Origin of the sequence: Brachybacterium hainanense (assembly GCF_042434575.1) — a bacterium.
GTDB lineage: Bacteria > Actinomycetota > Actinomycetes > Actinomycetales > Dermabacteraceae > Brachybacterium > Brachybacterium hainanense.
The window spans coordinates 211,776-230,334 of record NZ_JBHLSV010000001.1; the positions used below are offsets into that span (position 1 = coordinate 211,776).

Consider the following 18,559-nt stretch of genomic DNA (forward strand, 5'->3'; position numbering starts at 1 on the left):
GCGGTGGGTCCGTGCTGGTGCCGGATGTCCGGGCTGCCGGGCGGGGTCGTTCCCGCGGCTGCCGGGGCCGATGGGAACATCCTGCCCTCCGAAGAGAACTTTGTCCATACAACTAGACGCGGTGGCTCGGCGTGGCCGAGGAGTCGATCACAGCTCTCCGGTGAGGAACTGCGCCCGGCCATGCCCGAAGGACCAGTCCTCCCGGCCGTTCAGCACCACCGCGACGACGAGGTCCTCGGGTCGGACCAGGCCCGCCGCGCCCAGACGCTGCGCGAGCCGCGCGTACACGGCCTGCTTCTGGGCGGCGTCCCGCCCCTGCTGGGTGATGTGGATGATCGTGACCCCGGCGCTCCGCTCGATCCCGAGCCCGGTGTCTTCGGCGCGGATCGCGCCGACGGGGAGCTCCTCGATGATCTGGTACCGGTCGCCGGGCGGGGCTGCGAAGTGCTCGAGCATGACGTCCTGGACGATGTCGCCGAGCTCCTGGATCTGCGCCGGGGTGCGCCCGACCTGGGTGGTGATGCGGACGAGGGGCATGGGACCTCCCGGGGTCTCGGAGGATGCGGGGCGGGCTGCGTCGATGCGCTCCAGGGGGGCGCCCTGACATCGTCGCACACTCTGCCTGCTTTGTCCAGACAAAGATATGGAGCTTGGCTGCCGTCTCCGGGCTCCGATCGCTCCGGGAGCGGCCGCCGGGACGGTCCCGATCCGCCGGCGCCCCGCTCAGGCGCGCGCGGACGCCGCGGCCGCGAGGAGCGTGCGGGCTCCGCGCTCGATCCCCTCGATCCGGCCGAAGGCCGCGTCCTCGTGCTCGATGTTCACATGCAGATCCGGGTTCACCGCGCACAGCGTCGCGAGGAACCGGGACCAGTAGTCCGTGTCATGCCCCTCGCCGAGCGCCACGAAGCGCCACGCCGGGTCCTCCGGCCACGAGGAGCAGTAGTGCCCGATCCCGGTGGGCGTGCGCTGCGCGGGATCCTCCGGGACCGGCCCGAAGGCGGTGTCGAGCACGCCGCGCACCGCCGCCCCCGGCAGCACTGCCGTGTCCTTCGCATGCACATGGCGGATGTGCGAGTCCAGCCTCTCGATGCACACGATCGGATCCATCTGCTGCCAGAACAGATGCGAGGGATCCAGGTTCACGCCGATGTTCGTGGGACGCACCCGCTCGACGAACTGCTCGAAGGTCAGCGGCGAGAAGACGAGGTTGCGCGGGTGCATCTCGAGGCAGACCTGCACGTCGTGCGCACGGGCGAGCGCATCGATCTCCTGCCAGAACGGGACCGCGACGGACCACTGGTGCTCGAGGACCTCGAGGTCGATCCCGTTCCACGGGTTCACGACCCAGGCCGGATATCGCGCGCCCGGATCGGTGCCGGGGGTTCCCGACATGGCCACGACGTCCCGGACCCCTAGCAGGCCGGCGAGCTCGATGGTGCGGCGCAGGTCGTGGGCGTGGACCATCCCCTCGCTCGGCAGCGGGGAGAGCGGGTTGCCGGAGGCCGTCAGCCCCGTCAGCCGCATCTCCCGGTCCGCGAAGACTCGGAGGTACTCCGTTCGGGCCTGCGCACTGGCGAGCAGCAGGTCGACGGGGGCGTGAGGCGAGGGGATGAACCCGCCGGTGTTGACCTCCGCCCCGGTCAGGCCCACGCCCCGCAGGACGTCGAGGGCCTCGCCGAGCGGGCGGTCATGCAGACAGGCGGTGTAGGCGCCGTAGGTGAAAGACATCGATGTCTCCTTCGCGGGCGTGCGGGCGAGCGGGATCGGGACGCAGGGGTCGGGGCCTTCGGCGTCAGGAGATGGCGACGGCGGCACCGCCGGAGGCGGCGGAGCGGGCCACCGCCTCGAGGATGCGCATCTCGCGATAGCCGTCGGCGAAGGTCGCGCAGGGCGGGAGGGAGCCGGCATCGCCCTCCCCGCGGGCCGCGACGACCTGCTGGAGGAAGGCATGGGCCTGGTAGGTGAACTGCTCGATCTGGTTCAGGCCCACGCCGGCGAAGGCCATCGAGGACCCGTTCGCGAAATAGGGGAAGGCAGGGTTCGCCAGGACCTGGCGGAAGCCTCCCAGACCTGCGGGGCTCGTGGCGTCGGCGAGCTGGATCTCCCCGGCGCGCGCCAGGTCCCAGCTCGCCGAGCCGTGCGAGCCGCTCACGTCGATCGCCATCTGGTTGGGGCGGCCGAAGGCGACGCGGGAGCAGGAGAAGGTGCCGGCCGCGCCGGAGGCGAAGCGAGCGGTGAAGGTCGCGACATCGTCGTTCTCGACGGGCTCACGGGGATCATCGGCGCTCGCCTGCACGCCGCGGCCTCCGGCGACCGCGGCGGAGGCCACGGGGCGCTCCGTGATCGACGTGGTCAGCACGGCCCCGGAGACGGAGTCGATCGGGCCGCCGATGAGCTCGGCCGTGTCGACCAGGTGGCTGCCGATGTCCCCGAGCGCGCCGGAGCCCATGGGCCCCCTGTACCGCCAGGCCATGGGCACCAGCGGGTCCGCGCCGTAGTCGCACCAGTAGCGCCCCTCGAGGTGGTTGACGGTGCCGAGCGCGCCGTCGGCGACGAGCCGCGCGAGCTGGGCGACGGCGGGGTTGCGGCGGAAGGTGAAGCCGGTGGCGAGCACGAGCTCGGGATGGGCGGCCTCGATCTCGGCCATGGCGCGGGCGTCCTCGAGCGTCCCGGCGAGGGGCTTCTCGCACAGCACGTGCTTGCCCGCCTCGGCGAGCGCGGCGGCGATCTCGCGATGCAGGGCGTTGCCGACGACGATCGAGACCACGTCGATGGAGGGGTCCTCGGCGACGGCGCGCCAGTCGCCGACGGCCCTCTCGTAGCCGTAGCGCGCGGCGGCGTCCTCGGCGAAGGGGAGGTGCGCATCGGCGATGGTCGCCAGGCGCACGGGAGGCAGGCCCAGCTCGTAGACGGTCCCGGCTTGGCGCCAGGCGTTGGCGTGCGTGCGACCGGCCATGCCGGCGCCGATCACGGCGACGGAGAGCGGACGGGGACGGGGGCGGGAGCTCATGGATCCTCCGTGGCGGCGGGAGAGCGCGAGGCGGGGGTCGACCGGACTGCGGCGTCCGATCCGACGACCGGACGTTCTTGTCCGGTCATGTCTGGCCTCGCGATGGCGTGGCGGCGACGTTAGCACGTGCTACCACGATCGCGAAACCCCCAACCGGGCGCGACGCACTTTCTTCTTGTCCAGACAAAGCGTTGACATCATCGGGCGGTATCGTCATGCTGGACCCATGCACTCACGGCCGAGGCGATCCGCTCCCCCGGCACCGACCCCGGCCCGCCTCCGCAGCGGGCCCCACTTCCGGAGGCAGCATTGAGCGAGCACGCAGGCACGTCATCCGCCAGCACCTCTCCCGCCCGCACCGTCCGCATGACCGTGGCCCAGGCCCTCGTCCGCTTCCTCGCCGCGCAGCACAGCGAGCGCGACGGGCAGCGGCACCGCCTCGTCTCCGGGACCTTCGGCATCTTCGGGCACGGCAACGTGGCGGGCCTCGGGCAGGCGCTCCTGCAGAACCAGCTCGACCCGGCCACGGACGACGCGGCTGAGGCCGAGGCGCACATGCCCTACTACCAGGCGCGCAACGAGCAGAACATGGTGCACACCGCCGTCGCCTACGCCCGCACCCGCAACCGCCTGCAGACCATGGCCTGCACGGCCTCCATCGGCCCCGGCTCCACGAACATGGTCACCGGAGCGGCGCTCGCGACCATCGACCGGATCCCCGTGCTGATCCTGCCCAGCGACGTGTTCGCCAGCCGCGCCGTCGACCCGGTGCTGCAGCAGCTCGAGGACGAGCGCGCCATGGACGTCAGCGTCAACGACGCCTTCCGCCCCGTCTCGCGCTACTTCGACCGCATCTGGCGACCCGAGCAGCTCATCCCCTCCGCGCTCGCGGCGATGCGGGTGCTCACCGATCCCGCGGAGACCGGCGCCGTGACGATCTGCCTGCCCCAGGACGTGCAGGCCGAGGCCTACGACTGGCCCGTCGAGTTCTTCCGCGAGCGCACCTGGCACGTGGGCCGCCCGGTCCCGGAGCCCGCCGCCCTCGAGCGCGCCGCGAGCATCATCCGCTCCGCGAACAAGCCCCTGCTCGTCGCCGGCGGCGGCGCGATCTACTCCGAGGCCTCCGCGGCCCTCGCCGCCTTCGCCGAGGCGACCGGCATCCCCGTCGCCGACACGCAGGCCGGCAAGGGCGCGCTGAGCGCGGATCACCCGGCGAGCGTCGGCGGCGTGGGCTCCACGGGCAACGACGCAGCCAACACGCTCGCCGCCGAGGCCGACGTCGTGATCGGCGTCGGCACCCGATACACCGACTTCACGACCGCCTCGCACACCGCCTTCCAGAACCCGGACGTGCGCTTCGTGAACCTCAACGTCAAGGCCTTCGACGCCGCGAAGCACTCCGCCGAGATGGTCGTCGCCGACGCCCGCACCGGCCTGGAGGCGCTCGTCGCGGAGCTGGACGGCTGGAGCGCCGATGCCGCGCACGTCGCCCGGGCCCGCGAGCTCGTCGCCGCCTGGGAGGAGCGCGTGGCCCCCTGCTTCGCCCCGCACGACCAGGAGCTGCCCGCGCAGACGGAGATCTTCGGCGCGCTCAACGAGATGATGGGCGATACGGACATCCTCATCAACGCCGCCGGCTCGATGCCCGGGGACCTGCAGGCGCTGTGGAAGGCCCGTTCCCCGCTGCAGTACCACCTCGAGTACGGCTACTCCTGCATGGGCTACGAGCTGCCCGCCTCCCTCGGCGCGAAGATGGCGGCCCCGGACAGCGAGGTCGTCGCGATCATCGGCGACGGCACCTTCCAGATGGCCCCGCAGGAGATCGCGACCATCGTCGCGGAGGACGTGAAGGTCATCCTCGTGATCCTGCAGAACCACGGCTGGTCCTCCATCGGCTCCCTGTCCGAGTCCCACGGCTCCCAGCGCTTCGGCACGAAGTACCGGATGCGCTCGAAGGAGTCCGGCCTGCTCGACGGGGCGAAGCTGCCGATGGACATCGCTGCGAACATCCGCTCCTACGGCATCGAGGTGCAGGAGGTCTCCTCCACCGAGGACTTCCGCACCGCCTTCCGCCGCGCGGAGTCCTCCGCGCAGGCCACCGCGATCGTCGTGAACACGAACCTGTACGGCCCGAACCCGCCCGGCATCGGCTGGTGGGACGTGCCCGTCTCCCAGGTCTCCCGTCTGGAGTCCACGCAGCAGGCCTCCGCGGTGTATGAGGCCGCGAAGGCCCCGCAGCGCCACTACCTCTGACCCGCACGCCCCCTCCCGCGCACCTCTGCGCCCGAGCCCCCACGACCTCCCCGACGAAGGAGCATCATGTACGACGTCAAGCACTGGATCGCCGGCGAGGAAGCCGACGGCACCGGCTCCACCCAGCCCATCCTGAACCCGGCGACCGGCGCACAGGTGGGCACGCTGCACCTGGGCGATGCGGCGACCGTGGACCGCGCGGTCGAGGTCGCGCGCGAGGCGCAGCACGCCTGGGCACAGGTCTCCCTGTCCCGGCGCACCCAGATCCTGTACCGGATGCGCCAGCTGGTCATCGACGCGACCGAGGAGATAGCCGTCGCCATCTCCCGCGAGCACGGCAAGACCATCGGCGACGCGAAGGGTGAGATCGCCCGGGGCCTGGAGACCCTCGAGTTCGCCACCTCCATCACCCAGGACCTCAAGGGCGGCTTCTCCGAGAACGTCTCCACCGGTGTGGACGGCCACACCATGCGCCAGAGCCTCGGCGTGGTCGCGGGCATCACGCCCTTCAACTTCCCCGCCATGGTGCCCTTCTGGATGCATCCCATCGCGATCGCGACCGGCAACGCCTTCGTCCTCAAGCCCTCCGAGCGCGACCCCTCCGCCTCGAACATCGTCGCCCGCCTCTATCAGGAGGCCGGCCTGCCCGACGGCGTCTTCCAGGTCGTCCACGGCGGCAAGGAGACGGTCGACGCGCTGTGCACGCATCCCGGCATCGCCGCCGTGTCCTTCGTGGGCTCCACGCCGATCGCGAAGCACGTCCACGCCACCGCATCGGCCGCGGGCAAGCGGGTGCAGGCCCTCGGCGGGGCCAACAACCACGCCGTCGTCATGCCCGATGCGAACATCGAGTTCGCGGCCGCGCAGATCGCCTCAGGCGCCTTCGGCTCCGCCGGCGAGCGCTGCATGGCCGTGCCGGTCGCCGTCACCGTCGGCGACGTCCATGACGCCTTCGTCGAGGCGATCGCCGCCGAGGCGCGGAAGCTAAAGGTCGGACCGGGCGACGACCCGGCCACCGACATGCCCCCGGTCATCACGAAGGAGGCCCGCGAGCGCGTCATCCGCATGGCCGACGAGGCCGAGCAGGCCGGCGCCACCATCGTCGTCGACGGCCGCGGCCTCGTGGTCGAGGGCTACGAGGGCGGGAACTTCGTGGGCCCCATCGTCATCACGGACCTGGACCGCAGCCACCCCACCTACACCGACGAGGTGTTCGGGCCGCTGCTGGTGGTCATGCACGTGAACAACTTCGACGAGGCGCTCGAGCTCGTGAACTCCTCCCCCTTCGGCAACGGCACCGCGATCTTCACCGGCTCGGGCCACTACGCGCGCCGCTACCAGGAGGAGGTCCAGGTGGGCATGATCGGCGTGAACGTGCCGATCCCGACCCCGGTGGGCTACTACTCCTTCGGCGGCTGGAAGGACTCGCTGTTCGGCGAGCACCATGCCCACGGGCCCGAGGGGATCAGCTTCTACACGCGTCAGAAGGCGATCACGACGCGCTGGCCCCGCCAGGACGAGCACGTCGAGGCCTCGATGAGCTTCCCCACCCACGACTGACCTTCCAGGAGACGACCGCCGTGACCGCACAGACCCCCGCCTCCGCGGACCTCTCGCGCAACCCCGAGGCGCCGTTCGACAAGCTCACCATCGGCGTGTGCCCCGACCAGTGGGGCGTCTGGTTCCCCGAGGACGAGAAGCAGATCCCCTGGCGCACCGCGCTCGCGGAGATGGCGCAGGCCGGGTTCTCCGTGATGGAGACCGGGCCGTGGGGCTATTTCCCGAAGGACGCGAAGGAGCTGCGCTCGGTCATGGACGAGCACGGCTTCCGCGTGGTGGCCGGGACCGGCTGGGGCATCCTGCACCAGGAGGAGGCCTGGCCGGAGACCGAGCGGACCTTCCGGGCCATCGCCGAGACGCATGCGGCCGTGGGCGCGGAGTACATGGTCCACCTGCCGCCCATGTACCGCGACGAGAAGACCTGGGAGTTCACCGACGAGCGCGAGCTGACCGGCGAGGCATGGCGGCGCTACGTCGAGAACGCCAACGAGCTGGGCCGCATCATGAAGCACGACTACGGGCTGACGATGGTTCTGCACCCGCACGGGGACAGCCACATCGAGACCCCGGAGGAGATCGCCCGTGTCTTCGAGGCGACCGATCCGGAGCTCGTGTCGTTCTGCCTGGACACGGGGCACATCGTCTACGGCGGCGGCGACCCGCTGCAGATGATCGACGAGTATCCCGAGCGGATCGGATACGTGCACATCAAGGCCTTCGACCCGGACATCACCCGCGAGGCTCACGAGAAGGACTGGCCCTTCGGGGAGGCCGTCGCCAAGGGCGCCTCGGTGCGCCCGCCCGCCGGGCTGCCGGACATGCGCGATCTGGTGGCCAAGCTCGCGGCGATGGACAAGGAGCTGTACGTCATCTGCGAGCAGGACCTGTATCCCTGCGATCCGGAGCTCCCGCTGCCCAATGCGATCGCGACCCGCGAGTTCCTGGCCGACTGCGGCCTGGGCCTGCGCTGATCTGCAAGGAGACCCCGATGGTGAAGGTCCTGCTGGATCCGAGCATGTACCACCCGCATCTCTCGGTCGCCGGCGAGGTGCGCAAGGCCGCGGAGCTGGGCTACCGCTACCTCGAGCTGTCCCCCCGCGCGGACTTCCACGAATGGCACCACTACCCCAAGGTCGACCGGCACCAGATCGCGGAGGTGAAGGCGGCGATGGCGGAGACGGGGGTGAAGATCTGGTCCTTCAACCCCGTCTTCGACTGGGCCAGTCCCGATGAGCAGGAGCGGCAGGCACAGGTGCGCAACTGGCGTCGTCTGCTGGAGATCGCCGACGCCCTCGAGGTGCCGCTGATCGCGACCGAGTTCTCGGGCGATCCGACCCGGCCCCGGCAGAGCGAGCACCAGTTCTACCGCTCGATCGAGGAGCTGATCCCCCACTTCGAGAAGTACGGCCTGGAGTGCACGATCGAGGCGCACCCCTACGACTTCGTCGAGGACAACGACCGCGCCGTGCAGATCATCCGCGGCGTGGACCGCGACTGGCTGAACTACGAGTTCTGCTTCCCGCACGCCTTCCACCTGGGACGCGGAGCCCGGGACGTCGGCGAGATGATGGACTACGCCGGCGATCGCCTGCGCCACCTCCATGTGGCCGATGTCTTCGACCACACCGCGAACGTCGGCAACCGCTACATCGTGAACCCGCCCGGGGTCGACGCGCGCGTGCACCAGCACAACGAGATCGGCAACGGCGAGATCGACTGGGACCGTGCCTTCGCCTATCTGCGGGAGCGGGCCTACGACGGCCCCGTCTCGGTGTGCGTGTTCGGCTGGGAGGAGCAGGCCGATGCGATCCATCGGCGCATGCGCGAGCGGATCATCGCCGAGCTGGGCGGGGAGTGAGCTGATGCGGGAGATCGGGGTCGGCCTGGTGAGCCTGGGGTGGATGGGGCGTCTGCACGCGGAGTCCTACCGCCGGATCCCGGCGCGCTTCCCGGAGCTGGGGCTGCGGCCCCGCCTGGCGGTCGCTGCGGATCCGGTGCCCGAGAACCAGCGGGCGGCGCGGGAGGAGTTCGGTTTCGAGCGGGCGGTCGGGAGCATCGAGGAGGTCCTCGCGGATCCGGAGGTCGAGGTGGTGTCCCTCTGCTCCCCGAACTTCCTGCACCGGGACTTCGCGCTCGCCGCGGCCGCGGCCGGGAAGCCGTTCTGGATCGAGAAGCCGATGGGGGTCTGCGCAGCGCAGTCCCGCGAGATCCGGGACGCGGCCCGGGCGGCGGGGATCGCGACGGCGGTGGGCTTCAACTACCGCCATGCCCCGGCGGTCGAGCATCTGCGGGCCCTGGTCGCCGCCGGACGGCTGGGACGGGTCACGAACGTGCGCTGCTGGCTGATCGCGGACTACGCCTCCTCGCCCCGAGGGCCGCTGACCTGGCGGTACGACCGCGAGAAGGCGGGCAGCGGCGTGATCGGCGACCTGCTCTCCCACGGGGCGGACCTCGTCGCGTACGTGACGGGGCAGCGGATCGCGGAGGTCAGCGCCCGCACCGACGTGTTCATCCCGCGGCGGCCCATCCCCACGAAGGTCGGGGTGGGTCACGGCGGCTTCGAGGTGGGGTCGCAGACCGGGCCGGTCGGCAACGAGGACTGGGTCGCCGCGCTCGCCACGCTGTCCGGCGGGGCGCATGCCACGCTCGAGTCCTCGCGCGTCGCCCGCGGCCATCGCAGCGACTACGCGATCGAGGTGTTCGGGACGGACGGCTCCGCCCGCTGGTCCTTCACCCGCATGAACGAGTTCGAGGTGATGCTCGGGGACGGCGGCACCGAGCACGGCTACACCACGGTGCTCGCGGGCGCAGGCCACGGGGACTACGCCCGTTTCCAGCCCGGGCCCGGCATCCCCATGAGCTTCGACGACCTCAAGACCATCGAGGCCGCGCAGTTCCTGGCCGATGCCACGACGGCCTCGCAGAGCGCTCCGAACGCCTCCGACGGTCTCGCGGCCGCCGAGGTGTCCGAGGCGATCGTCCGCTCGGCCGCGTCGCGCAGCTGGGTGGAGGTTCCCGAGATCGAGGGGACCACGAGCGCGTTCTGAGCGCGCACCAGGAGCAGGCGGGCACCGGAGGGCTCGCGGGCACGTGCGGCTGGACCCCTGCGGTCCCGTGCATGCACCGCGGGCTCCCTCGGCGAGGGGCGGGGTGCTTCCTGAGAACGCGTACATCACGTACACGTCTTCCTGGAGCACCTCCCCATCTCGGCACCTCCGACCACGGGCAGCGACGGCGGGACGATGGGTCCGTCGCCCGATGGCATCCGGCGACACCGTCTCAGCCCGTGGCTCGAGGAGGAGATGCCGGACCAGGAATCCTCCTCCCGCCCGCCCCGGGACCCGCGTCCGAGCGGGTCATCGCGGACGTCCGCCCGTCCACGGCCCCCTAGGATCGAGGCGTCCCCGATGCGAAGGAGCCGCCCCGTGCCCGCCGATCCCCGTCCCACCATCGCCCCGATCGACCGGGAGGCCGTCGCCTCCGTCGCCGCGATCCTGCCGCACTGGCTGGAGACTCTCATCGCCTCCCGCGGGCTGACGGGCGTGCAGGCCGCGATCTGGCACGAGGGCGCGCTCGTGGCGGAGGTCGCCGCCGGCACGGCCGATGAGTCCGCGGGGACCGCGCTGCTGACCACGCACAGGCTGCGGATCGCCTCGCACTCGAAGATGTTCTGCGCCCTCGCGGTCCTGCGCCTGGCCGAGCAGGACCGCCTGCGGCTCGACGACACGCTGGGCACCCACGTCGGCGAGCTCGCGGACTCTCCCGTCGCCAACCGCACCCTGCGCGACCTGCTCTCCCACTCCGCGGGCCTGACCCGGGACTCCTCCGATTCCGGCTGGTGGGCGCTGCGCTTCCCCTTCCCCGACCGGGAACAGCTGATCGAGATCGCCCGGACCAGCGCCGTCGTCGCCGAACCGGGCCTGCACCTGCAGTACTCCAACATCGGCTACGGCCTGCTGGGCCTGGTCATCGAGAGCGTGACCGGAGCCGGATTCGCCGACGCCGTCCACGAGCTGGTCCTGGACCCGGTCGGGGCGGAGGGCATCGGCCCCGACCTGCCTGACGACGCGACCGGCCCCGAGGACCCGCACGGCTTCGCGCTCGGCCACAGCACCCGCCTGCACGGTGCGCGGCGCACGGTCGAGCAGATCCCCACGCACGCGCTCGCCGCGGCGACCGGCTTCTGGGCGAGCGCCGGCCCCATCGCGACCTTCGCCGGGAAGGTCCTCGCCGACGACGCCCTGCTCGACCCCGCCTCGCTGCGGCAGATGCGCCGCCGCGTGTGGACCCTCGCCGAGGGCACCGGATACGGCCTGGGCCTGCAGGAGGCGAACCTCCACGGCTTCGCGGCGATCGGGCATTCGGGCGGGTTCCCGACGGGCCTGACCCGCACCTGGGTGGTGCCCGCCGCACGCCTCGCCGTCTCCGTGCTCGGCACCTCCTACGACGCGCCCACCTCCGACATCGCGGCCGGGCTGCTGGGGCTGCTGTCGCTGGCGAGCGGGTCCCCGGCGGGGAAGGCCGCGACCTACGAGGAAGCGGGAGCGCTCGGCGGCGCCTCGAACGGACGGCCCCGCCCGCAGCCCCTCGCAGAGCAGGCGCCCGTGCTCATCGCGGGCACCGAGCGCACCGCCGCGGAGGTCGCCGCCCTCGTCGCCGGCAGCTACGACTCCCTCGGGGCGCGCAGCCGCCTCGCGGTGCTGGGCGGACGCCTGTTCCTCCTGGCCGATGAGGACCTGGACCCCTCCGAGTCCGCTCTCGAGCTCGCCGTCGGCACCGCCCGGGACGAGGAGGACGCGGTCACGCTCGAGCTTCCCACCTGGGGCGATTCCGGCTACGGCTCCTGGGCGGAGCCGGCGCTGCTGCGCCTCGAGCATCGGGACGGGTCGCTGCGCCCGGTCGCGCTGCGGGTCACGGGCCAGCTGCAGGTCCCGACCGCGGACTTCCTCGTCCCCGCGCAGCGGATCCGCGTCCCGCGCTGAGCTCAGGTCGCGCGGGCCCGCAGCTGCGGGGCGAGACGGACGTGGCCGGGGGCATCGGCCGCGAGCTGCTCGAGCGCGTGCCGGGCCAGCTCCCGGGGCAGCTGGTCGATCGTGCTGAGACCGATGATCGGCTGCCCCGCCGCGGGGATGTCGTCATAGCCCACGATCGCGGTGAAGCGACGCCGCGGCACCGTCGTGAGCAGGCCGATCGCGAGACGGTCGTTGTGCACCCCGATCGCGTCGACGCCGTCCGCGACGAGCTCCTCGACCATGCCCTCGATCTGCTCCGGCCCGGCCGCATCGGTCAGCAGCACGGGCCGGGCCGGGACCCCGCGGCGCTCCGCGCTCGCGAGGAAGGCCTCCTGCCGCTCGCGCGCCGCGACATCGGCGTAGGGGCTCCCGGTCGGGCCGAGGTGCGCCAGGCGCGTGCCGCCGCGGGAGAGGAGATGCGCGACCGCGAGCTCCCCGCCGGCCGCCTCGTCGGTGCGCACGCTGCCGATGCCCGGCAGGGCGACCTCGCGGCCGATCACGCTCACGGGAGCGCTGCGGGCGAGCTTCGCGATCTCCGCATCGCCGGAGCGCGGGCTCACCAGCACCAGGGAGTCCGCACGACCCGCGAGGAAGCCCCCGGCCGCGTCCTGCTCCGCCGCGACCCCGCGGGCGAAGGCCTCCGCGAAGGCGGTGCCTCCGGGGTGGCTGCGGGCGTCGGTGACCGCGTCCCCGAAGCCGACGGCGATGAGCACCCGCCGCCCGGCCTCGCGCGCGACCTCGAGGATCGCCTCGGCCAGCTCTCCGTAGAAGGGATTGCGCAGATCGGGAAGGACCACGCCGATCGTGTCGGTGCGCCGGGCGGCGAGGTGCGCCGCGATCTCCTGCGGCCGGTAGCCGAGCTCCTCGATGGCCTGCTGCACGGCTTCCCGCCGCTGCGGGCTGACCCTGCTGCTGCCCTGCACCACGAGGGAGACGAGCGCCCGCGAGACGCCGGCCCGCCGGGCGACGTCCAGCTGGGTGGGGCGGCTGCGGCTCATCCCGCCAGTGTACGAAGACCCCGTACCGTGGAGGGATGACGTCTGCATCGGAGCTCCTCGTCGCCGGCCGCCCCCTCCCCCGCGACCTCGCCCGGCACCGCGCGGAGGCCCTCGCGCGTCATGCCGCGCAGGCGGCGGGCCCGGCCGACCGCGGGGATGCCGGGTTCCTGGCCTGGGCCGGATCGCTGCCCGAGCAGGTGGACCGGCTCGCCGCGCAGTGGTCCCTCGAGATCGGGGCGGTCCTCGAACCGGGCGGGAGCTCCGCCTGGGTCGCCGAGGTCCGAGACCCCTCCGGAGCGGACCTGCTGCTCAAGGTGGGATGGGCGCATGACGAGGCTCGCGACGAGGCCGCCGGGCTCGCCGCCTGGCAGGGCCAGGGGGCGGTGCCCCTGGCCCGGCACGAACGGCGCGGGGACTGCTCCGCCCTGCTCATGGAACGGGTACGCCCCGGGCGCACGCTGCATGAGGAGCTGCCCAATCCCGCCGCCTGCGACGTGGTGATCGCCGCGCTGCTGCGGCGCCTGCGGATCGCTCCCCCGGCGGGCTCCGGGTTCCGGCCGCTCGCGGACATGTGCGCCTGGTGGGCGGACGAGGCCGAGGAACGCGCCCGTGCCGTCCTGCCCGCCGCGGTCGTCGACCACGGCCTGTCCCTGTTCCGCTCCCTGCCCCGCGACTGGGACGGCGAACCCGTCCTGCTCGCCACGGATCTGCATCACCACAACGTGCTGTCGCGGCGCCAGCGGCCGGGCGCGGACCTCTCCGACTGGGCGCTCATCGACCCCAAGCCCTACGTCGGCGATCCCCACTACGACGTGCTCCAGCATCTTCTGAACCACCCCGAGCGGCTGCTCGAGGATCCCGTCGGCCCGGTGCAGCGCATCGCGGCGCTCGCCGACCTCGATCCGCAGCGGACGCTGACCTGGCTCTTCGCCCGGTGCGTGCAGGAGGCGGGCGGCATGGACGGCACCGGCCGGATCGCGCTCGCGCTCGCACCGGTGATCGACGGGATGTGAACCCGTCATCCGCCCCGTCCCCGGGGAGCGGCGCGCAGGTCCGCGGCTCCCGGTCGTCATGATCCGGCACGGCCGCGGGCGTCCGGGTCAGAGGGCGGGCTCCGGAGCGCCGAGCATCGCCCGCAGCTCCGGCGAGAGGCCCTCGACCTCGACCGGCACGGCGGGCCGCACCACGGTCTGCGGGGTGACGGAGAAGCGCTGGTGCACGAGGCGGCGATCCCGCTCGATCACGACCTCCGTGCCATCGGCCTCGTAGCCGCAGGCGCGGGAGACCCCGAAGGACGGGGCGTTGCCGAGGACGGCCGCGGACTCCGCGCGCAGCGCGCCCAGATGGTCGAAGGCGAGGACCAGGATCATCTGCCGCATGAGCTTCCCGTAGCCGCGGCCGTGCGCGTCGAGCGTGAGCCACGATCCGGAGGAGACCACCCTCCGTCGCGGGAAGTCCGTCGCGTTCACGTCCTGGGAGCCGATCAGCCCGCCCTGCGCCCAGATCCCGAGGGTGAGGTTCCAGCGCTCCGGGGCGACCTCCGCCCGCTTGGTCCACTGGAACATGAGCGCATTGCGCACCCGTGCCTCCGGGTCGCCCAGGTACCAGGGGAAGACGTGGTCGGCGTCCTCGTCCGGGAAGATCGGCCGCGTCAGGAGCTCCGCGTACTCCGGCAGGTCCTCGTCGCGCAGGAGCCTCAGGGTCAGGTCGCCCGCGCGCAGGGTGAGGCCGAAGGGCGGGAAGAGGGGCGCGAGCGGATTCGACATGGACAGAGGGTAGCCGAGCACTGCGGCCCCTGCCAGCGGGTTCTCGGCGGGAGGGGCCTCGAGGTCCGCTGCCGCCACCGCCGCCTCCACCCCGGGCCCGGGGCCGTCGCAGGGCCGCCGCTACGCTGGCACGATGGCGATCGATGTGCTGCTGAGCGGTTTCGAGCCCTTCGACGGGGCGGCGACGAACGAGTCGTGGGAAGCGGTGCGGCGCGCGCTGCCGTTCCTGCGCGAGGCGGGGGTGCGGGTCGCGGATCTGCTGCTGCCGGTGGAGTTCGGCCGCGGGGCCGATGCGCTGCTCGCAGAGGCCCGCGCCCTGCACCCCTCGCTGGTGGTCGCGACGGGGCTCGCCGCGGGGCGGCTGCGGGTGACGCCGGAGCGCACGGCGGTGAACGTGCAGGACGCCCGGATCCCCGACAACGCCGGCGCGTCGCCGGTGGACGAGCCCTGTGTGCCGGGCGGACCGGTCGGCTACTTCTCGACCCTGCCGATCAAGACCATGGTGGCCGCGTCCCCGTCGCTCGCCGCCGTGTCGCAGACCGCGGGGACCTTCGTGTGCAACGACGTGTTCTACCGGCTCCAGCACGCGCTCGCGACGGAGCCGGAGCTCGCGGGGACCCGCGGCGGCTTCGTGCACGTTCCCGCGACGGCGGATCTGCCGGTGGCGGAGACGGCGCGCGTGCTCGTGGAGATGCTGTGGGCGGCGCTGCGGACCCGGGACGACGTGCGGGTCAGCGGCGGCGCCGAATCCTGACAGCGACCGGGGATCGTCTCCCTGCGACGGTGGACGGCCCGCTGCCGTCGTCGTCCCCGCCGCCGATCCACACCGCTGTCCACCATCGGCCAGGCACACCGCCCACAGTTATCCACATCGATGTCCACACCTGGGGACGAATGACACCGATGTGCTTCCGCAGGTGCGCGCGGTTCGTGCGGGGCGCGATGGTGTCACGGAACGATCACGGCGCGATGACGAGCAGGTCACGACCTCGTCGTCACAGCGATGCGGCACCCGCGCGCCGGATCCGGCGGGGCACGGGAGACCGAGGCGGGACGCGGCGGCATCGGCCGCGCCTCGTCCCCAACGCGGCCCGTCCTGTCCACCGTCTCGGGGATCTTTCCCCAGGGATCCGCCGGTTATCCCCAACGCCATCCACATCTGGGGATGATCACATGCGTGTCATTCGCTCCCGCACCCGCGTCAGACGGACATCGGACGCCACTGCTCCGGCACGTCGGCCCCGGCCCGGTACTCGGACATCGGCACGCCCCCGGCAGCCCACCTCTCGAGGACCTCCCCGGCGATGCGCCAGCCCTGCTCCGGCACCTCCCCCATGACGGCGAGGCTCGCATCGCCGAACAGGAGGCTGTCCGCCACCGCGCCGTAGGCGTCGATGTGAGCGCCCTCGGGATCCGCGGTCACGAACGGCACGACGGCCTGCCGCCCGCTGCGCGTGCGCAGCGCGATGTGCTGCGCCGGTCGGCCCAGCGCCTTGCCCGAGCGCAGCGCGATCGGGACCCCCTGCCAGCCCGGCAGGTCGACCTCGACGGTGACCTGGGCGAGGGTCTCGGTGCCTCGCGCTGGATCGACGCCGTCCTCGTCCACGTAGGAGGGCACCTCGCGCCCCTGGACGGAGCCGGCCGTGTACCGGGCTCGACGCACGGCATCGGCCCCGTCCCGCAGGCGGGTCGCCCGCAGCACTGCGGCGCGCCGCGCATGCACGTCCGGTCCCGCGACCTGCCCCAGCGCGGTGCCGACCAGCTCGGCGAGCGTCAGCAGCAGATGGGACTGGATCATGTCGACCATCGCCCCGGCATGATCGTAGTACCCGGCGCGGCCCTCGAGGGCGATCAGCTCGTCGAAGCAGATCTCGACCTCGGCCAGGGGATCGGCGGCGGCCTCCGCCTCCGCGAGCAGCCGGGTGATCTCCGAGCCCGCGAGGCCGCGGACGATCCTCATCCCCAGGAAGTGGTCGATCCGGTGGACGCGGTCGGCGGGGGCGAGCTCGCCGACCAGCTGGTTGAGCGCCTGCGCGCTCGCGAGGTCCGTCCCGAAGGGCTTCTCGAGCGCGAGGTGCACGGCGGCGGAGAGGCGGACCTCGCGCAGGGTCGCGCAGACGCCCGCCGATGTCTGGGGCGGCAGCGCGAAATAGAGGTACAGGCGGGCGGCGTCCTCATGCTCGGCGAGCAGGCGGGCGAGGTCCTCGGGTTCGCGCATGTCGATCTGACGGTAGTCGGCCTTCTGCGCGATCTGCGCGGCGACGGCGGGGTCTGCTCCCCCGGCTCCGACCGTCCGCTCCACCATGGCCGCGAACTCCGCGCGCGGCCAGGGGCGACGTCCGACGCCGATCACGCGCACGGACCGATCCGGATGCTCCTGCAGCACCATCCCGATACCCGGCAGCAGCAGGCGCGAGGTCACATCCCCGGTCGCGCCGAGGATCATGAGTGTGGGCTCGTTCACGGACGGCATCTCCTAGCGTCGAGGCGGACCCCGCCGCCGGTCCGGCGCGGGGCGTCGAGACCACAGTACACCGTTAATAATAGAGATTAACTATCTGGGGCCGTCCGTGTCCCTCCGACGTCCGGCGGAGCGATCCGGACATCAGGCGACATCAGGCGAAGGGCAGCGGCAGATACCCGGCCGGGACGCTCGCCGCCTTGGCCGCGATGACCAGCAGGCACAGCAGCAGCCCGCCCCCGATCACGCCGACGTGGATGAGCGATGCGCGCCGGGCGAGGGCGATGCGGTCCGCACCCGGCGTGGCCCTGGGGCGCAGCGCGAACATGGCCGCGGTCATCGCGGTGCCGACCACGAGCCCGCCCAGGTGCCCCTGCCAGGAGATGCCGGGCACGGTGACGGTGATGACCAGGTTCAGGCCGATCAGGATGAGGACCTGGGTGGCCTGCGCACCCATCCGCCGGTTGACCACGAAGAGGCTGCCGAAGAGCCCGAAGATGCCGCCGCTCGCCCCGACGGTGCCGGTCGTCCACGCGAGCGAGATCGGATCCGCGAACAGCAGGACCGCCGTATGCCCCGCGATGACGGAGACGAGGTAGACGCCCGCATAGCGCCAGTGCCCCATGGTCCGTTCGAGGTACTGGCCCACGGCCCACAGCGCCCACATGTTCAGGGCGATGTGCATGATCCCGCCATGCAGGAAGCCGCTGGTCAGGAAGGTCCACGGCTGGGAGAGGGAGACGACGGGGCCGTAGACCAGGAACTGGTACACGAGGCCGGCGTCGACCTGCTGGAGCAGGAAGCCCAGGCCGCACAGCCCCATCATGACGTAGGTGACGTAGGGGGTCGCGCTCCGCGCCGGCGCACCCATCGCGGTGCGCGGCTGGGCGCTGCGCTGCTGCTGACGCAGCTGATGCTCGCAGTCCACGCACAGCACGCCCACGGCCGCGGGGCGCTGGCACTGCCCGCACACGGGTCGGTCGCAGCGCTGGCAGCGCACGTAGGTCACCTGGTCGGGGTGGCGGGGGCAGACGGGCTGCTCCCCCGCCCCCTCGGATTCTGCGGCGCTGTAGCCGTAGCTGGGACGGTTCATGCGCTCATTCCTACACGAACATCCTGGCCTGCGTGTGCGCGCCCGGGCCCGGGCGCGACGAGACGGCTCGGCCCAGGGGAAAACCGCTGGGCAGCGGCGGCGGGCGGCGGGATGCTCGACGGCGGCCCCCATCCGACCGCCAGGAGCTCCGGTGCCCCCTCCCGACCTCGCCCCGACCGTCGCCGCGCAATGGCGCACCGCCTCCTGCGTCCCGCCCGGCGCCGCCCCGACCGAGCCGGGATCCCCCGTCTCCGACCGGGTGCAGGACATCGAGGTGGTGCTCGACGAGACGCTCCCGGCCGGCCAGGAGATCGAGATCCTCGAGCCCGTGGACGGACGCTGCCGGCTCACGCTCACCTCCGCGGCCGCGGGCTGGCCCGGGCGACGGTGCGGTCGCTCTGCGCCG

The 18,559-nt window shown here is 72.5% G+C and carries 15 protein-coding genes; 8 read left to right on the forward strand and 7 right to left on the reverse strand.

The features are described 5' to 3' along the window. Positions 1–147: 147 nt before the first annotated feature. The 3 genes from ACFFF6_RS01030 to ACFFF6_RS01040 form a co-directional block, all read right to left on the reverse strand. Complete coding sequence (locus ACFFF6_RS01030; RefSeq protein WP_376977380.1) at positions 148–537, reverse strand: tautomerase family protein; 390 nt, start codon at positions 535–537, stop codon at positions 148–150. A 186-nt stretch (positions 538–723) separates the two neighbouring features. Beyond that, complete coding sequence (locus ACFFF6_RS01035; RefSeq protein WP_376977382.1) at positions 724–1,728, reverse strand: sugar phosphate isomerase/epimerase family protein; 1,005 nt, start codon at positions 1,726–1,728, stop codon at positions 724–726. A gap of 64 nt (positions 1,729–1,792) precedes the next feature. Then, the gene (locus ACFFF6_RS01040) at positions 1,793–3,010 is read right to left on the reverse strand and encodes a Gfo/Idh/MocA family protein (protein ID WP_376977384.1); all 1,218 of its coding nucleotides are present in this window, start codon (positions 3,008–3,010) and stop codon (positions 1,793–1,795) included. A 366-nt stretch (positions 3,011–3,376) separates the two neighbouring features. On the opposite strand from ACFFF6_RS01040, the gene iolD reads away from it, so the two are divergent. From iolD to ACFFF6_RS01070, 6 genes are all read left to right on the forward strand, one after another. After that, the gene (gene iolD, locus ACFFF6_RS01045; protein WP_376977386.1) at positions 3,377–5,263 is read left to right on the forward strand and encodes a 3D-(3,5/4)-trihydroxycyclohexane-1,2-dione acylhydrolase (decyclizing); all 1,887 of its coding nucleotides are present in this window, start codon (positions 3,377–3,379) and stop codon (positions 5,261–5,263) included. Positions 5,264–5,329: 66 nt separating this feature from the next. Continuing rightward, positions 5,330–6,823, forward strand: a complete 1,494-nt coding sequence (locus ACFFF6_RS01050; protein ID WP_376977388.1) for a CoA-acylating methylmalonate-semialdehyde dehydrogenase — start codon at positions 5,330–5,332, stop codon at positions 6,821–6,823. Between the two features lie 20 nt (positions 6,824–6,843). Next, a complete protein-coding gene (locus tag ACFFF6_RS01055; protein ID WP_376977390.1) occupies positions 6,844–7,794 on the forward strand; it encodes a TIM barrel protein in 951 nt (316 codons plus the stop codon). Between the two features lie 17 nt (positions 7,795–7,811). Further along, complete coding sequence (locus ACFFF6_RS01060; RefSeq protein ID WP_376977392.1) at positions 7,812–8,681, forward strand: sugar phosphate isomerase/epimerase family protein; 870 nt, start codon at positions 7,812–7,814, stop codon at positions 8,679–8,681. A gap of 4 nt (positions 8,682–8,685) precedes the next feature. After that, positions 8,686–9,870: a Gfo/Idh/MocA family protein gene (locus tag ACFFF6_RS01065; RefSeq protein WP_376977394.1), complete on the forward strand. Its 1,185-nt coding sequence runs from the start codon at positions 8,686–8,688 to the stop codon at positions 9,868–9,870. A 378-nt stretch (positions 9,871–10,248) separates the two neighbouring features. Further along, positions 10,249–11,805, forward strand: coding sequence for a serine hydrolase domain-containing protein (locus tag ACFFF6_RS01070; protein ID WP_376977396.1), 1,557 nt, complete (start codon positions 10,249–10,251; stop codon positions 11,803–11,805). Positions 11,806–11,807: 2 nt separating this feature from the next. Here the strand turns inward: ACFFF6_RS01070 and ACFFF6_RS01075 are convergent, their stop codons facing one another. Beyond that, positions 11,808–12,833, reverse strand: a complete 1,026-nt coding sequence (locus ACFFF6_RS01075) for a LacI family DNA-binding transcriptional regulator (protein WP_376977398.1) — start codon at positions 12,831–12,833, stop codon at positions 11,808–11,810. Positions 12,834–12,868: 35 nt separating this feature from the next. On the opposite strand from ACFFF6_RS01075, the gene ACFFF6_RS01080 reads away from it, so the two are divergent. After that, positions 12,869–13,846, forward strand: a complete 978-nt coding sequence (locus ACFFF6_RS01080; RefSeq protein WP_376977400.1) for an aminoglycoside phosphotransferase family protein — start codon at positions 12,869–12,871, stop codon at positions 13,844–13,846. Between the two features lie 87 nt (positions 13,847–13,933). On the opposite strand, the gene ACFFF6_RS01085 is transcribed toward ACFFF6_RS01080, so the two are convergent. Further along, positions 13,934–14,599, reverse strand: a complete 666-nt coding sequence (locus tag ACFFF6_RS01085) for a GNAT family N-acetyltransferase (RefSeq protein ID WP_376977402.1) — start codon at positions 14,597–14,599, stop codon at positions 13,934–13,936. A 133-nt stretch (positions 14,600–14,732) separates the two neighbouring features. On the opposite strand from ACFFF6_RS01085, the gene ACFFF6_RS01090 reads away from it, so the two are divergent. Then, entirely contained in the window at positions 14,733–15,353 is a 621-nt protein-coding gene (locus ACFFF6_RS01090; protein WP_376977404.1) for a pyroglutamyl-peptidase I family protein, read from the forward strand. A 447-nt stretch (positions 15,354–15,800) separates the two neighbouring features. On the opposite strand, the gene ACFFF6_RS01095 is transcribed toward ACFFF6_RS01090, so the two are convergent. Together ACFFF6_RS01095 and ACFFF6_RS01100 are read right to left on the reverse strand one after the other, a co-directional pair. Beyond that, positions 15,801–17,063 (reverse strand): glucose-6-phosphate dehydrogenase, encoded by a 1,263-nt coding sequence (locus ACFFF6_RS01095; protein ID WP_376977405.1) that lies wholly within the window; start codon positions 17,061–17,063, stop codon positions 15,801–15,803. Between the two features lie 151 nt (positions 17,064–17,214). Further along, positions 17,215–18,153: a rhomboid family intramembrane serine protease gene (locus ACFFF6_RS01100; RefSeq protein WP_376977407.1), complete on the reverse strand. Its 939-nt coding sequence runs from the start codon at positions 18,151–18,153 to the stop codon at positions 17,215–17,217. Positions 18,154–18,559 lie beyond the last annotated feature (406 nt).

Coding starts and splice junctions, on each gene's coding strand:
- ACFFF6_RS01075 (WP_376977398.1), bottom strand. CDS start 12,833: ATGAGCCGCAGCCGCCCCACCCAGCTGGACGTCGCCCGGCGGGCCGGC.
- ACFFF6_RS01080 (WP_376977400.1), top strand. CDS start 12,869: ATGACGTCTGCATCGGAGCTCCTCGTCGCCGGCCGCCCCCTCCCCCGC.
- ACFFF6_RS01085 (WP_376977402.1), bottom strand. CDS start 14,599: ATGTCGAATCCGCTCGCGCCCCTCTTCCCGCCCTTCGGCCTCACCCTG.
- ACFFF6_RS01035 (WP_376977382.1), bottom strand. CDS start 1,728: ATGTCTTTCACCTACGGCGCCTACACCGCCTGTCTGCATGACCGCCCG.
- ACFFF6_RS01050 (WP_376977388.1), top strand. CDS start 5,330: ATGTACGACGTCAAGCACTGGATCGCCGGCGAGGAAGCCGACGGCACC.
- ACFFF6_RS01040 (WP_376977384.1), bottom strand. CDS start 3,010: ATGAGCTCCCGCCCCCGTCCCCGTCCGCTCTCCGTCGCCGTGATCGGC.
- iolD (WP_376977386.1), top strand. CDS start 3,377: ATGACCGTGGCCCAGGCCCTCGTCCGCTTCCTCGCCGCGCAGCACAGC.
- ACFFF6_RS01090 (WP_376977404.1), top strand. CDS start 14,733: ATGGCGATCGATGTGCTGCTGAGCGGTTTCGAGCCCTTCGACGGGGCG.
- ACFFF6_RS01100 (WP_376977407.1), bottom strand. CDS start 18,153: ATGAACCGTCCCAGCTACGGCTACAGCGCCGCAGAATCCGAGGGGGCG.
- ACFFF6_RS01060 (WP_376977392.1), top strand. CDS start 7,812: ATGGTGAAGGTCCTGCTGGATCCGAGCATGTACCACCCGCATCTCTCG.
- ACFFF6_RS01030 (WP_376977380.1), bottom strand. CDS start 537: ATGCCCCTCGTCCGCATCACCACCCAGGTCGGGCGCACCCCGGCGCAG.
- ACFFF6_RS01065 (WP_376977394.1), top strand. CDS start 8,686: ATGCGGGAGATCGGGGTCGGCCTGGTGAGCCTGGGGTGGATGGGGCGT.